Origin of the sequence: Pararhizobium sp. LjRoot238, from assembly GCF_964252955.1 — a bacterium.
In the GTDB taxonomy this organism is placed as follows: Bacteria; Pseudomonadota; Alphaproteobacteria; order Rhizobiales; family Rhizobiaceae; genus Pararhizobium.
The window spans coordinates 2,953,759-2,967,991 of sequence record NZ_CAXUPP020000001.1; the positions used below are offsets into that span (position 1 = coordinate 2,953,759).

The following is a 14,233-nucleotide window of genomic DNA, read 5'->3' on the forward strand; positions in this document are numbered from 1 at the left end:
CGAGGAGGGGGAGATGTTTGCTCCAGATCGGGCGGTCGTCGTTGCGTTCAGTGTGTTGCTCTCCGCTGCAACGCCGTCGGTTGCTGCGCAATCGATTGGCAAAGCGATCCACATCAAGACTGCGGTGACGGGGGCGAGCGGTGAGCTCGCGGTCGACGATCCTGTGTTCCAGGACGAACGGATTCGCACGTCCCAATCCGGGCTGGGCCAGTTTGTCTTCCAGGATGGCACCAAGCTTGCCGTGGGGTGGGGCTCATCCGTGGTTATCGACAAGTTCGTCTTCGATGGATCGCGCTCGGTGAAGAAGCTCACCGTCAAAGCGGCCAAGGGCACGTTTCGCTGGATAAGCGGGAACTCCAAACACGCCGCCTATGAGATTTTGACGCCAGCCGGAACGATCGGCGTTCGCGGGACCGTCTTCGATTTCTATGTCGGTGCAGACGGCACGACCGCCATGGTGCTGTTGGGCGGGTCGGCCAGTTTCTGCGGCCCGGGCGGCTGCCGAGAATTGACTCGGCGCTGCGACTGCGTGGTTGCCGAGCGGAACGGTGACCTGACCGAAACCCGCCAGGTCGACCGCAGCATCTTCAAGACGCTCGGCAATACCAGGGCGCTGCCGTTCCTCTCGGGCAGTCAGAAGCTTTCAGCGAGTGGCGGCGGCGGCTGCGGCCTTGCGAACGTCGTGGCAATACCGCAAGACGTCGCTCCCAAGGAGAAACGCGCAGTTCCAATCAAGCCGGACAAGAAGGTCGAACCCAAGGACCCGCCCGATGAGGATGACAAGCCTGAGAAGCCGCACGATGACAAGCCCGACAAGCCGCGCGACCGCGACAGGCACCACAACCATCATGATCGCGACGGCATCAGTGTCGACGACGGCAGCCAGCATCACGGTGACCACGACGACGGCTACCATCGCGGCCGCAACAAGGACCGCAACGACAGGGGCAAGAACAGGAAATGACGGGAGGCATCGTCGCGGGCGCGGCGCCCACGATCTCCTCATCAGCTCGGATTGGTCTTACGCCGCTTAAGCGCTGCTGCAGCGTGAGGTGTTACGGTAACGCTTTCCTATCAGGAAGGACGCGCGGTGCTGCGGTGGGCCGCTGGAGAAAGTGGTCGGCCCTGCGCGAGATACGGCGATAGAATTCCGCGAGACCCACCGGCACGGCCGCCGCCTTGCGTTTTGCAACGCGCAGCACGTCGCGAACAGCCGGCGATCGCGATGCCAGGGCTTCGATCAGTTGTCCGTGAGCATGCTTCAGTGTGGCAAATTCAGGAGACATGGCGAGGCGCTCGTCGCCGATGACCGCGAAGGTGCGGGTTCGCGTGCTCTTGCCCTTGAGCGTCAACGCCCCCGCCTCGAGCAGCGCATACTGCGGCGCGAGGCTCGCAGTGCTTTCGGACACGAGAATGTCGAAACAGACTTCCTTGCAGGCACTCTCGATGCGTGCGGTCACATTGACCGTGTCTCCCACGGCCGAATAGTTGAAATGGGTCTCGGCGCCCATGTTTCCGACGCAGGCAAGGCCGGTATGGATACCGATGCCGATGCCGACGGACTTTCCTTTTCCAAATCCGAACGCGTCATCGGCATTGAGGCGGGCAAGCGTTTCCCGCATGGCCAACGCGGCGTGAACCGCCTTGGCCGCATGGTCGCTGACATCGACGGGAGCGTTCCAGAAGGCCATGATCGAGTCGCCGATGAACTTGTCGAGGGTGCCCTCGTTCTCGATGACATGGCGGCTGAGGGCGTCGAGAAAGGTGTTCAGGAATCCGACGACGGCGGTGGGCGCCAGTCGCTCGCTGATCTCGGTGAAGTTGCGGATATCCACGAACATCACCGTCAGTTCACGGTCGTCGCCGCCGAGACGCAAGGCGTCCCGGGTATGCTCGATGCGATAGAGGAGCGACGGGGAGAGGTAGTGGCCAAAGGCTGCGCGAACCTCCCGGCGTTCCCGGTCAATCACCAGAAAGCGGAACGCGGTTGCCGCGAAATGCGTGATTGATCCGCTGATGATCGGTGCCAGGGGATCAAGCAGAAGGCCGCCATAGAGGAAGGCGAGCCAGGAGGCGGCAAGAGCGAGCGCCGTGATCAGCAGCCCGCAGGCCAGCGCCATGGCGGGACTGACGAATGTGGTCAGGATGACGAGCAGGGTGCCGGCCACCGCAATAGACAGGATTTCAAGGCCGTCAGCCCAGTCGGGACGCGAGAGAAAACGCCCGGACAGGATCTGCTCGACGGTCTGGGCCTGAAGCGAAACGCCGGGGACGTTCTGCCCGAGCGCTGTCGTGCGAATATCCTGGAGGCCCGCGGCCGACGTGCCGACGAAGACGATGCTGCCTTCGAGTGCTGCGCTTGTTTCGGGCGACACACCTTTTTCTGCCAGTATCCGTCGCGCCGAAATATACCGATCTGCCCTGTCGGGGCTGACATAGAGCCAGAGCTCTCCGGCTGCCGTCACCGGGACGACGAAATCTCCGACCTTGATCAAGGTAATGGTGTCCGGCACGTCCGGAGCGTCGGCCAGCACGTAGGTGGATGCGCCCAGCGCGACGCGCAGCGCTTCGAGCGCAAGGTTGGGATAGAGCTGTTCCCCGTCGCTCAGCAACAGCGGCACGGTGCGCACCACAGCCGACGGATCGCCGGGGTTGAGGCTGATATGGCCGATGCCGGCGGCATTGGCCTCAAGCTGCGGCCGCAGTGGTGTCGCGCTGGTGATGCGGGGAGGCGCATGGAAGGGTGGTTCGCCCGTGAAGGCAAAGCCGGCCTTCACCTGAGGCCGGTAGCTGCCCTCGTTGGAGAGCGCAAAGCCGAGCACGACGGGCTTTTCGGCAATCGACCGCGCAAAAAATTCGTCATTGTCCGGCAGCCGCTCAAGGAGCGAGGGATCGACCCCGACGATATCGCGCATGACCGTGCGTGGCGAAAGGCGGTCTGGTTCCGAGAACAGGATGTCGAATGCGATCGCCGCCGCTCCCGCTTCGGAGAGCCTGTCCACCAGCATGGCCATGCGGTCCCGCGGCCATGGCCACTGGCCGAATTCCTTCAGCGACGCTTCGTCTATGTCGATCACGCGGACCGGCAGATCCTCAAATGCCCGCGGCGCGATGCGTTGATACTCGTCGAACGCCACCTCGCGGGCCTGTCGCATGAGTTGCGGGTCACTGGCTCTCAGGATCGTGAGGATCGCTACGATCACCAGACCGACAATGACGCCAACTTGCTGCGCGCGTGTCATCCCTACGCCATCCGTCCCTCTGCACAGGAGCCTAGCACAACCCGTGCCGATGGGGAAAATGGGGGACGCGGGTCTTTCCTCGCCCTTGTGGGGAGGTGGCCCAAAGGGCCGGGAGGGGTTCTTTTCCCGCGCGTTCGTGGCGTTACCCCTCCCCAACCCTCCCCACAAGGGGGAGGGGGTGGTCCGGCGTCTGCCGCCCCCAAAACGCTTCCATCCACGCGCGGAAAGCCGCCGTGGTTTGTCAAAGAGCAAGTCGGACGGGGCGCTGAAAGCTGCCTCGTAAGATTAGAATAGGTGACACCTCTCAGCGCCCCGTTCGGCGGTTTATGCCCGCAAACTCGTTCCGCTACGGCCTGTCGGCCCTCTGTGCCTTTGCACGCCCGCAGCAGCAGCATCAGCCTGCGGAGGGGAACCTTCTTGCAAACCCCGATCGCAAGGACTTCCGTCCTTTCCCTGAAACCGGCGCCGGTCCCGCCTGGCTGCCACGGCTGGCAGCGTATCCGAGGCGGAACGGGGTGAGTATGACATGGACGCCAGGGGCGGGGATGAACGGGGATGATGGCCCAAGGGCAGAGCGCCTGTCACCCGATAAAATGGCGCAAGAACCCTGCCGCCGCGACGCCGATCGTCACTGTTGGCAACATGGAAAAGCGTGTGGCGGCGGCGAGCGTCAACGCAATTGCGATCAGGTCCGCAGGGCTGTTCGACACGAAGTCGGGGGCGATCACCGAGATCAGCACGCATCCGGGGGCCGCTTCCATGACGGCCGTGGCGCGGGCGCCGAGCGTGCGGTTGCGCAGGACGAGATAGCCGCCGATGCGCGTCGCGTAGGTCACGGTCGCCATCAGGATGATGGTGAGGAATGTCAGCGGATCGATCATTTTTCACCTGTAAGGACATAGGCTGCGAGGAGGCCGGACACGGCGCCGGCGGCGACGTACCATGCACCCGGGACGAGAAGATAGGTAATGGCGGCGACCACGAGGCTGACCAGCCAGGGGCGGGCGGCATCAAAGCCCTTCCACATGCCGCGCATGAGGACGAGGAAGACCGCCGGGAACGCCATGTCGAAGCCATAGGACTCCACGTCGCCGAGGATTGGCCCAAGTGCGGCGCCGAGCGCTGTAAAGCTCACCCAGGCGGCGTAGAAGACGAGCGCCGCGCCGAGGTAGTAAGGCATGCTGAACGCGGGATGGAGGCCACGGGCGGCGCGCTCCTTGATATCCGCCAGAGCAAGCGCCCAGCTTTCGTCGGTCATGACGAAGAGCGCCGGAAGCGCTTTCCGCTTCGGCAGATGCCGCAGGAAGGGCGCCAGCGCCGCGCCCATCAGCAGGTGCCGGCTATTGACCAGAAACGTGATCGCAACGATGAGGGCGATGTGCGGCGGCGACGTCCAGAGCTGGATGGCGGCGAATTCCGAGCCGCCGGCGAAGTTCAGCCCTGTCATCAACGGCACCTCGACGAGGCTCAGGTCCTTTTGCGCCGCCTGAGCGCCGAGCACCAGCGCGTAGGGGACAATGCCAAGGAGCACGGGGACGCAGGCCGCCACGCCGCGGCGCACCTCCGCCAAGGTGCGGTTGTCGACGCGCTGTTGTGCGTTGGTATCGATTGCGCTCATCGTTTTTCACTCCCGTCGCCGGCCGGCGGCATCACTTCGGAGCGCTTTTTCTATTCCAAATCTCACGCAATTTGGTGGCGAAGATAGCGGTATTTCCATCTCGTTTGGCATCAGCTATTGTCAATTATAAGAATCTTGAAATCAGGTGCCACATGCAGCTCGATGACATCGACCGGAAGATCTTGAGAGCCCTGCAGCGTGACGGCCGGATGCAGAACATCGAACTGGCGAAAGAGGTGGGGCTGTCGCCGTCGCCCTGCCTGCGGCGGGTCAAGCTCCTGGAGGAGGCGGGCATCATCGACCGCTATGTGGCAGTCTTAAACCCGGCCAAGCTCGGAAAACGGCTGACCCTGTTTACCCGCGTATGGCTGACGGCGCAGGACGAGGACACCATCGAGTATTTCGTCGAAAAGGTCCGACGGTTTCCGCAGGTGCTGGAATGCTACCTGATGCTCGGCGACTGCGATGTCCTGCTGCGCGTCGTCGCGGAGGATATCGACGACTACAGGCGCTTCCAGTCGGAGCATCTCAGCCGCATCAAGGGGGTGCAGAACGTCAAGACCGATGTTCCGAGCCAGGTGATCAAGCAGACGTCGGAATTGCCGCTGTAGGCTGGGGGTGGTGATCGGGCGGCCTGCGGCGGGCTCGATTCTGTTGGAGACGGCCGCGGCTTGGGGGGGATCCTCGGGGCAAGCCCGAGGATGACGGCCTTTGGGAGGCGACATGGGCACTGCCTGACATCGGAGGACCGGGGGATTTGTTTGGTACGCTTGTGAGTGGATCCTCGGGTCAGGCCCGAGGATGACGACCTTGGGGGGGCAATAACAACTTCAACAACCTCCTCACATCGGCGGCTTGCGCGTTTTTGCGCCAAATCCCTCTCCGCCGTCATCCTCGGGCTTGACCCGAGGATCCACTCCCAAGCATCATTCGGCGATGGCGGGCTATGTCTATATCGTCACCAATCACAAGCGAGGAACGCTTTACATCGGCGTGACCTCCGATCTCGAACGCCGCATCTTCGAGCATCGTGAAGGCACGACGCCCGGGTTCACCGCCAAATATGGCTGCAGGCAACTCGTCTGGTACGAGGAACACGGGTCGATCGGTACGGCGATCCAGCGTGAGAAGTCTCTCAAGCGGTGGTATCGGCAGTGGAAGATCGAACTGATCGAGGCGATGAATCCGGACTGGCGGGATTTGTACTATGAGCTTTGGTAGGCTTGGGGATGGATCCTCGGGTCAAGCCCGAGGATGACGACCTTTGGGTGGCGATGGGCACTCCTGACATTGGAGGACCGGGGGATTTGTTTGGTACGCTTGTGAGTGGATCCCCGGGTCAGGCCCGAGGATGACAACCTTTGGGAGGGCGACGGGGGTATTCCCTGACATTGGAGGTATGGCGCGATTTGTGAGCTTTGGCAGGCTTGGGGGTGGATCCTCGGGGCAAGCCCGAGGATGACAGAGGGGAGGATGCTGAGGCGGAAACAGGGGCGAGGGTGCTTGTATTTGCCACTTCCCCCAAGGTCGTCATCCTCGGGCTTGACCCGAGGATCCATGCACAAGGTGCCCTCACACCCGCTCGACAAACCCGTCCAGCACCCGCTTCTGCCCGGCCCGATCAAAATCGATCGTCAGCTTGTTGCCTTCGATCCCGGCAATGTTGCCGTTGCCGAACTTGATGTGAAAAACCCGGTCGCCGACGTTGAATTTCGAGGGTTCGTCGATCTTTGACTTGGCGATGAGTTCGCCGTCGATGGTGCGGGCGCGGGGGCCGGATTCGCCGTAGCCGATGCGCTCGATGGAGACGCCGGAGCGGGTGCCCCAGTTGTCGCGGGTGGCGTCGGTCTTGTTGGCCTGGGCGCGTTTCCAGCCGGGGGTGGAATAGGAATTGGCAAACGGTTCCTGCTTGTCGAAGCGGGACTGGCCGTAGCCACCGCGGTTGTAGCCGCCATAGGATTGGTCGGTCTCGGCGACGTCGACATGGGTGACCGGCAGTTCGTCGAGGAAGCGCGAGGGCAGCGTCGATTGCCACAGGCCGTGGATGCGGCGGTTGGAGACGAACCAGATGTGACAGCGGCGTTTTGCCCGCGTCAGGCCGACATAGGCGAGGCGGCGCTCTTCCTCGAGGCCTGAGCGGCCGCCCTCGTCGAGCGCGCGCTGGTGCGGGAAGAGGCCTTCCTCCCAGCCGGGCAGGAAGACGGTTTCGAATTCCAGGCCCTTGGCGGAATGCAAGGTCATGATCGAGACGGCGTCGAGGTTCTCGTTGGTCTCGGCATCCATCACCAGCGCGATATGTTCGAGGAAGCCGCGCATGCTCTCGAACGCTTCCATCGAGCGGATGAGTTCTTTCAGGTTTTCCAGGCGCCCGGGCGCTTCGGCCGACTTGTCGTTCTTCCACATGTCCGTATAGCCGGACTCTTCGAGGATGGTTTCGGCAAGCTCGGTGTGCGGCGTGGTCTCAAGCAAGCCCTGCCAGCGCTTGAACATGGTGACGACGTCGAACAGCGATTTGCGGGGCTTGGCCTTCATCTCGTCGGTTTCGATGATGTCGGCAGCGGCCGCCAGCATCGGGATATCGCGCTTGCGGGCATAGTCGTGAAGGCTGCGCACCGTCGTGTCGCCGAGGCCGCGCTTCGGGGTGTTGACGATGCGCTCGAAGGCGAGGTCGTCGGCCGGCTGGCAGACGAGGCGGAAATAGGCGAGCGCATCGCGGATTTCCAGCCGCTCGTAGAAGCGCGGGCCGCCGATGACGCGGTAGTTCAGGCCAAGCGTGACGAAACGGTCTTCGAACTCGCGCATCTGGAAGGAGGCGCGTACCAGGATCGCCATGTCGTTCAGATTGTGCTTGTTGCGCTGCAGTTGCTCGATTTCCTCGCCGACGGCGCGGGCTTCCTCTTCGGAATCCCAGGCGGCATGGACCTGCACCTTGTCATCGTCGGGGTTGGTGCGGTCGGTGAACAGCGTCTTGCCGAGGCGGCCTTCATTATGGGCGATGAGGTGGGCGGCGGCGCCGAGGATGTGTTCGGTGGAGCGGTAGTTGCGCTCGAGCTTGATCACCTTGGCGCCGGGGAAATCCTTCTCGAAGCGCAGGATATTGTCAACTTCGGCGCCGCGCCAGCCATAGATCGACTGATCGTCGTCGCCGACGCAGCAAATGTTGACGCGGTCGCCGCCTCTGATCTCCCCCCTTGAGGGGGAGATGTCGGCGGAGCCGACAGAGGGGGGTGAGCCATTTGCCGCAGAGGCTTGCCGCCTACCCCCCTCTGTCCTGTCGGACATCTCCCCCTCAAGGGGGGAGATCGGGCTCCGCGTGCGCGGCCGCTGCGCCAAGAGCCGCAGCCACATATATTGGGCGGTGTTGGTGTCCTGGTATTCGTCGACGAGGATATAGCGGAATTTCTCGTGATATTCCTTCAGCACATCCGGATGGGCGCGGAACATGCGGATCGGGTGGAGCAAAAGATCGCCGAAATCGCAGGCGTTCAGCGTCATCAGCCGGGCCTGGTAGGCGGCGTAGAGTTCGCGGCCCTTGCCGTTGGCAAACGCGCGGGCGTCGCCTTCGGGGATCTCGGAGGGGCCGAGGCCCTTGTTCTTCCAGCCGTCGATCATCTGGGCGAACTGCTTGGCCGGCCAGCGCTTGTCGTCGATGCCCTCGGCCTGAATGATCTGCTTGATCAGCCGCACCACGTCGTCGGTGTCGAGAATGGTGAAGCTGGATTTGAGGCCGACGAGTTCGGCATGGCGGCGCATCAGCTTGACGCCGATCGAGTGGAAAGTGCCCATCCACGGCATGCCCTCGACGGCGCCGCCAACGAGAACGCCGACGCGCTCCTTCATCTCGCGGGCCGCCTTGTTGGTGAAGGTGACGGCGAGGATCTGGCTGGGGAAGGCGCGGCCGGAAGCAAGGATATGGGCGATGCGGGTGGTGAGCACGCGGGTCTTGCCGGTGCCGGCGCCGGCAAGCACCAGGACCGGGCCGTCCAGCGTTTCGACGGCCTCGCGCTGTTCCGGGTTCAGGCCGGAGAGATAATCGGGTGCCCGGTGCTGGTCCCGCGCTGCCATGGCGCGGGCGGCGATGCCACCGGCGGGGGCGGGCGGTGCCGGCTGTTGCCCGCGCGCAGGACGCGGCGTCGGCTCCTCGTCGAAGAAGGGAATATCGTCAAATCCATTGCTCATGCGGCTCAATGTAGTGATTCGGCGCCGAAAGGCCAGAATTCCGTTCTTCTTTTATTCCGTGAAGTCCAGCTTCTTTGCGCCAGCAACCGCTTTTGTGCCGCGATCAGGGCCGAATATCGGCATCGAAGACGGGATCGACGGGCACCTGCAGCGCGGTTGCCAGCTGGTTGGTCTTTGCGGCGAGCGAAATGACGCGCAGGAGATCGGCGTGCTGCTCGGCGGTCATGCCCTTGGCCTTCGCCGCGGCCGTATGCGAATGGGCGCAGTAGCCGCAGCCATTGGTGACGGAGACGGCGATGTAGAGCATTTCCTTGGTCAGCGGATCGAGCGCCGAGGGTGTTGCCATCACCGCCTTGACCTCGGCCCAGGTGGTTTCGAGGAGATCGGCATCGAAGGCGAGGTAGTGCCACATGTTGTTGATGAAGTCCGACTTGCGGGTGGCGCGGATGTCGTCGAACACCGCTTTGACGCGCGGATCGGATTCCGGGTTCTGATTTTTGGCGATGGTGCTCATGGGGCCTCCGGGCATTGTTTGACTGGCCAGCGGCCGCTCCGGACCGAAAATGGCTTTCGTTACAATTGCGTAATGATGGTATTCTGGCATTGCCCGGGCTGCGGCAAAAGGGGATAGTTGGCCTTGTTGATGGACCCCGCGCGCCGCTGTGGCCGGGAGCCGTGGATTTCAATGGAGTTCCTTGATGCGGCTTTGGAAGCAGCTGTTGATCAGCCTGGTCATTCTCGTTGTGGGTCTAGGTGTCTGGGTCCGCTTCGTGCCGGGCGCCGGCGCGATGCTTGCCAAGGCGGGCGTGCCCGAGCAGCTGCTGGTTTTTGCCGCAAAGCCGGCGGATGGGGCGGCGGACGGCCAGGGACAAGGACAAGGACAAGGACAAGGTTCGGGCCGGCGCGGGCAAGGCGGTGGTGCGCCGCTCGTTGTCACGCAGCCGGTGGATAGCGCCGTCGTCAACGACAGGTTGAACGCCATCGGCAATGGCGAGGCGATCTTGTCCGTCGCCGTGACGCCGCAGGCGACCGGCAATCTGACCGAGGTGCTGGTCCACTCCGGCGATCGGATCGAGAAGGGGCAGGTCATTGCCCGTCTCGACAGCGACGAGCAGAAGATTGCGGCGGCCCAGGCGAAAGTCGCCGTCGACAGTGCCCGCGAAAAGGTCGAGCGCAACCGCAAGCTCGGCAATGCCGTCTCGGTCGCCGTATTGCGCGAAGCGGAATTTGCCATGCAGGCGGCCGAACTTGCGCTGCAGACGGCCGAGCTTGACCTGAAGCGCCGCGACATCCTTGCGCCCTCCGGCGGCATCGTCGGCATCATCACCGTCAATCCGGGCGACTATGTCACGACCTCGACGCCGGTCGCCGTTGTCGACGACCGGTCGCAGATCCTCGTCGACTTCTGGGCGCCGGAGCGGTTTTCCACCAAGATATCCGTCGGGCAGGCGGTGACGGCCTCGGCCATCGCCCTGCCGGGTTCGGAATTTTCCGGCGTCATTCACGCCATCGACAACCGCATCGACCAGGCAAGCCGGACGCTGAGGGTCAGGGCGCGGATCGACAATCCCGACGATACGCTCAGGGCCGGCATGTCCTTCTCGGTCTCGGTCCGTTTCCCCGGCGACCAGTATCCGACGGTCAATCCGCTGGCGATCCAGTGGAGCGCCGACGGGTCCTATGTCTGGCGCGTCGATCAGGAAAAGTCGCTGAAGATTCCGGTGAAGATCATCCAGCGCAATTCCGACAAGGTGCTGGTCGAGGCGGAGCTTGCCAAGGGCGATGCCGTGGTCATGGAAGGCGTCCAGCGCCTGCGTGATGGTGGCACCGTGCGTGTGGCGAGCGACGAGCGGCAGCAGGAACAGAAGCCGCAGCAAAGCGATCAGGAACAGAAGGTCTCCGAAGCGGAGGCCACGAAATGAGCGGGGGCGGCGAGCATCACGAGGCCGGGCGCACGGCCGGTTTTACCGCATTGTTCATTCGCCGCCCGATTTTCGCGCTGGTCGTCAACACGCTGATCATCGTTGCTGGCCTAGCGGCGCTGAACGGCATCGAGATCCGGGAATTGCCGCAGGTGGACCAGCCGGTGGTGTCGGTCAACACCCAGTTCGATGGCGCTTCGCCGGAGACGGTGGACCGTGAGCTGACCTCTGTGATCGAGGGCGCCGTGTCGCGCGTCCAGGGCATCAAGGATATTTCCTCGACCTCGCAATATGCCCAGAGCCGCGTCACGCTGCAATTTTCAGACACGACCGATATCGGCCAGGCCTCCAATGATATCCGCGATGCGCTTGGCCGGGTGGCGAACCAGCTGCCGGAGGATGCCGACGAGCCGCGCATCGTCAAGGCCGATGCCGACAGCCAGCCGATCCTTCGGCTGGCGCTGACGTCCGATACGCTGTCGATGGAAGACCTGACGCTGCTTGCCGAAAACGAGATCACCGACCGGCTCGCCGCCGTCGAGGGCGTTGCCGACGTGCAGATCAACGGCGACCAGGAGAAGATCTTCCGCATCGACGTCAATCAATCGAAGCTGGCCTCGCGCGGATTGACCGTCGCCAATCTGCGCGACGCGCTGGCAACTGCCTCGCTCGATGTGCCGGCGGGATCGCTGACCAGCGCTGACCAGGACATTTCGGTGCGCGCCACCGCGGGCCTGCAGACACCGGAAGAATTCGAGAACCTGATCCTCGGCGACAATGTGCGGCTTGGCGACATCGCGACGGTGACGCTCGGCCCCGATATCGGCACGTCGTCGCTGAGGTCAAACGGGCGTCGGGGCATCGGGCTTGGCATCATCCGGCAGGCGCAGTCGAACACGCTTGATATTTCCGAGGGCGTGAAGAAGGCTGTGGCAACGATCGACGAGATATTGCCGAAGGGTACGCAGCTCAAGGTCACCAGCGACGATGCGGTGTTCATCGACGGCGCCATCCATGAGGTGGAGATCGCGCTCGCCGCTTCCGTGATCATCGTCACCCTGGTCATCTATCTCTTCCTGCTCGATTGGCGGGCGACGCTCATCCCGACGCTCACCATGCCGATCGCCCTGGTTGGCACCTGCGCGGCGATCTATCTCGCTGGTTTCTCGATCAACATCCTGACGCTGCTGGCGATCGTCTTGGCGACGGGGCTGGTGGTGGACGACGCCATCGTCGTGCTCGAAAACATCGTACGGCGACGCGGCGAAGGCATGGGGCCGCGGGCGGCGGCCGTGCTTGGCACGCTCGAGGTGTTCTTCGCGGTCGTTGCGACCACGGCAACGCTTGCGGCGGTCTTCGTGCCGCTGTCGTTCCTGCCGGGGCAGACGGGCGGGCTTTTCCGCGAATTCGGCTTCGTGCTCGCCTTCGCCATCCTGCTCTCGGCCTTCGTGTCGTTGACGCTCTGCCCGATGCTGGCCTCGCGCATGCTAAAACCCCATGGCGAGGAGCGCGGCCATACGGGCTTCATGGCCAGGATCGGCGCTTTTGCCGCCGGTTTCTACCGGCGGACGCTACGGGCCTGCCTCAATTCGCCGCTGATCGTCTTCATGGTCGCGGCAATGGTGACGGCGGCGGGCGCCAGCGCCTTCACACTGCTGAAGTCGGAACTGACGCCGACGGAGGACCGCGCGCGCATCATGCTGCGGATGCAGGCGCCGCAAGGCGTTTCGCTCGAATATACGCAGGCGCAGATGCGGCGGGTGGAGGAGGGGCTGAAGCCGCTGGTCGATAGTGGCGAGATCGCCAATGTCTTTTCCATTTCCGGCCAGGGCGGTTCGGTCAACAGCGGCTTCATGGTGCTGACGCTGGCGGCCTGGAGCGACCGGGAGCGTACCCAGCAGCAGATTTCCGCCGATATCACCAAAATGACGACGAATATCCCGTCGATCCGGGTCTTCCCGATCCAGCCGAACAGCCTTGGCATCCGCGGCGCCGGCAACGGGCTGCAGGTGGCGCTGGTCGGCAACGACTATGGCAAACTCGGCGATGCCGCTGCAAAACTCGTGCGCCAGATGGAAGACAGCGGCCGTTTCGAAAACGTTCGCCTGAACTACGAGGAGAACCAGGCGCAGCTTTCGGTGACGATCGATCGCGAACGGGCATCCGATCTCGGCATCGATATCAAGGGCCTGTCGTCGGCGCTGCAGGCGATGCTCGACGGCAACAGCGTGCTTGATGTCTATGTCGAGGGGGAGGCCTATCCGGTCAAGCTCCTGTCGACGACCAACCCGGTCAATGATCCGACCGACCTGCAGAACATCTTCCTGAAGACCGGCGACGGCAAGATCGTGCCGATGTCGTCGATCGCCACGGTCGAGGAAAAGGCCGTCGCGCCGCAATTGGCGCGGGAGCAGCAGCTGCGTTCCGTCTCGCTCTCCGCCGGCCTGACATCCGGCCTGGCGCTCGGCGACGCGCTGACGATGGTGGAGGAGATGGCCGAGCCGCTTCTGTCGCCGGGCTCACGCGTCGTGCCGCTCGCTGAAGCTGCGACGCTGGACGAGAATGCCAACGGTATGTTCGTCACCTTCGGCTTTGCGATCGTGATCATCTTCCTGGTGCTGGCGGCGCAGTTCGAAAGCCTGGTCAGCGGCCTGATCATCATGTCGACCGTGCCACTCGGGCTTGCCTGCGCCGTCTTTGCCATGCTGATGACCGGTAACACGCTGAACATCTACAGCCAGATCGGGCTGGTGCTCCTGGTCGGCATCATGGCGAAGAACGGCATCCTGATCGTCGAGTTCGCCAATCAGTTGCGCGACCGCGGCGAAGACCTGCGCTCGGCTATCGAGAACGCTGCGAATATTCGGCTGAGGCCAGTGATGATGACGATGATCGCCACCATCGTCGGCGCCCTGCCGCTGGTGCTGGCAAGCGGTGCAGGCGCCGAGGCCCGCATCGCGCTCGGCGGAGTGCTGGTCGGCGGCCTCGGCCTTGCCACGGTCGTGACGCTTTATCTGACGCCGGTCGCCTATCTGGTCATCGCCCGGTTCACCAAGCCGCATGTCGATGAAGAACGGCGGCTTCACCGCGAGCTGGAACAGGCTGAAGCACTGCAGCTGGCCGAAGCTGCAGAATAAGTGGGACCGCGCGTAGTCTCAGGGCCGTCTTCCCGGCCGGGACTTTCGCCATGTTCGGGGCAGGGCAATTGCATATGGAGCTTGTCGCAATCGCCTTCGATCCCATATGCGACAGCCCATCCGTCCGAGTGGGGC

10 protein-coding genes are annotated in these 14,233 nt (G+C 63.4%); 5 read left to right on the plus strand and 5 right to left on the minus strand.

Annotation, left to right across the window (positions count from 1 at the left end; translation table 11 throughout):
- The first annotated feature begins 13 nt into the window (after positions 1-13).
- Positions 14-964: a FecR domain-containing protein gene (locus ACSQ3F_RS14305; protein ID WP_436100826.1), complete on the plus strand. Its 951-nt coding sequence runs from the start codon at positions 14-16 to the stop codon at positions 962-964.
- Between the two features lie 91 nt (positions 965-1,055).
- On the opposite strand, the gene ACSQ3F_RS14310 is transcribed toward ACSQ3F_RS14305, so the two are convergent.
- The 3 genes from ACSQ3F_RS14310 to ACSQ3F_RS14320 all read right to left on the minus strand — a co-directional run bounded on the left by ACSQ3F_RS14310 (position 1,056) and on the right by ACSQ3F_RS14320 (position 4,860).
- Positions 1,056-3,242 (minus strand): CHASE2 domain-containing protein, encoded by a 2,187-nt coding sequence (locus tag ACSQ3F_RS14310; RefSeq protein ID WP_436100827.1) that lies wholly within the window; start codon positions 3,240-3,242, stop codon positions 1,056-1,058.
- Between the two features lie 581 nt (positions 3,243-3,823).
- The gene (locus ACSQ3F_RS14315; RefSeq protein ID WP_436100828.1) at positions 3,824-4,123 is read right to left on the minus strand and encodes an AzlD family protein; all 300 of its coding nucleotides are present in this window, start codon (positions 4,121-4,123) and stop codon (positions 3,824-3,826) included.
- Positions 4,120-4,860, minus strand: coding sequence for an AzlC family ABC transporter permease (locus ACSQ3F_RS14320; protein WP_436100829.1), 741 nt, complete (start codon positions 4,858-4,860; stop codon positions 4,120-4,122). Before ACSQ3F_RS14320 ends, ACSQ3F_RS14315 begins: the two co-directional genes overlap by 4 nt.
- A gap of 152 nt (positions 4,861-5,012) precedes the next feature.
- Here ACSQ3F_RS14320 and ACSQ3F_RS14325 point away from each other — a divergent pair, with 152 nt between their 5' ends.
- Entirely contained in the window at positions 5,013-5,471 is a 459-nt protein-coding gene (locus ACSQ3F_RS14325) for an Lrp/AsnC family transcriptional regulator (RefSeq protein WP_349434857.1), read from the plus strand.
- A gap of 325 nt (positions 5,472-5,796) precedes the next feature.
- Complete coding sequence (locus ACSQ3F_RS14330) at positions 5,797-6,081, plus strand: GIY-YIG nuclease family protein (RefSeq protein ID WP_436084756.1); 285 nt, start codon at positions 5,797-5,799, stop codon at positions 6,079-6,081.
- A gap of 351 nt (positions 6,082-6,432) precedes the next feature.
- Here the strand turns inward: ACSQ3F_RS14330 and ACSQ3F_RS14335 are convergent, their stop codons facing one another.
- Positions 6,433-9,039: an ATP-dependent helicase gene (locus ACSQ3F_RS14335; protein ID WP_436100830.1), complete on the minus strand. Its 2,607-nt coding sequence runs from the start codon at positions 9,037-9,039 to the stop codon at positions 6,433-6,435.
- 103 nt (positions 9,040-9,142) lie between these two features.
- A complete protein-coding gene (locus ACSQ3F_RS14340; RefSeq protein ID WP_436100831.1) occupies positions 9,143-9,553 on the minus strand; it encodes a carboxymuconolactone decarboxylase family protein in 411 nt (136 codons plus the stop codon).
- Positions 9,554-9,737: 184 nt separating this feature from the next.
- Here ACSQ3F_RS14340 and ACSQ3F_RS14345 point away from each other — a divergent pair, with 184 nt between their 5' ends.
- Together ACSQ3F_RS14345 and ACSQ3F_RS14350 are read left to right on the plus strand one after the other, a co-directional pair.
- The gene (locus ACSQ3F_RS14345; protein ID WP_436100832.1) at positions 9,738-10,961 is read left to right on the plus strand and encodes an efflux RND transporter periplasmic adaptor subunit; all 1,224 of its coding nucleotides are present in this window, start codon (positions 9,738-9,740) and stop codon (positions 10,959-10,961) included.
- The gene (locus ACSQ3F_RS14350; protein ID WP_436100833.1) at positions 10,958-14,098 is read left to right on the plus strand and encodes an efflux RND transporter permease subunit; all 3,141 of its coding nucleotides are present in this window, start codon (positions 10,958-10,960) and stop codon (positions 14,096-14,098) included. Before ACSQ3F_RS14345 ends, ACSQ3F_RS14350 begins: the two co-directional genes overlap by 4 nt.
- The last annotated feature ends 135 nt before the right edge of the window (positions 14,099-14,233 follow it).

Excerpts from the sequence above, each read along its gene's own strand:
- ACSQ3F_RS14345 (WP_436100832.1), top strand. The coding sequence starts at position 9,738 with ATGCGGCTTTGGAAGCAGCTGTTGATCAGCCTGGTCATTCTCGTTGTG.
- ACSQ3F_RS14330 (WP_436084756.1), top strand. The coding sequence starts at position 5,797 with ATGGCGGGCTATGTCTATATCGTCACCAATCACAAGCGAGGAACGCTT.
- ACSQ3F_RS14315 (WP_436100828.1), bottom strand. The coding sequence starts at position 4,123 with ATGATCGATCCGCTGACATTCCTCACCATCATCCTGATGGCGACCGTG.
- ACSQ3F_RS14310 (WP_436100827.1), bottom strand. The coding sequence starts at position 3,242 with ATGACACGCGCGCAGCAAGTTGGCGTCATTGTCGGTCTGGTGATCGTA.
- ACSQ3F_RS14325 (WP_349434857.1), top strand. The coding sequence starts at position 5,013 with ATGCAGCTCGATGACATCGACCGGAAGATCTTGAGAGCCCTGCAGCGT.
- ACSQ3F_RS14350 (WP_436100833.1), top strand. The coding sequence starts at position 10,958 with ATGAGCGGGGGCGGCGAGCATCACGAGGCCGGGCGCACGGCCGGTTTT.
- ACSQ3F_RS14335 (WP_436100830.1), bottom strand. The coding sequence starts at position 9,039 with ATGAGCAATGGATTTGACGATATTCCCTTCTTCGACGAGGAGCCGACG.
- ACSQ3F_RS14320 (WP_436100829.1), bottom strand. The coding sequence starts at position 4,860 with ATGAGCGCAATCGATACCAACGCACAACAGCGCGTCGACAACCGCACC.
- ACSQ3F_RS14340 (WP_436100831.1), bottom strand. The coding sequence starts at position 9,553 with ATGAGCACCATCGCCAAAAATCAGAACCCGGAATCCGATCCGCGCGTC.
- ACSQ3F_RS14305 (WP_436100826.1), top strand. The coding sequence starts at position 14 with ATGTTTGCTCCAGATCGGGCGGTCGTCGTTGCGTTCAGTGTGTTGCTC.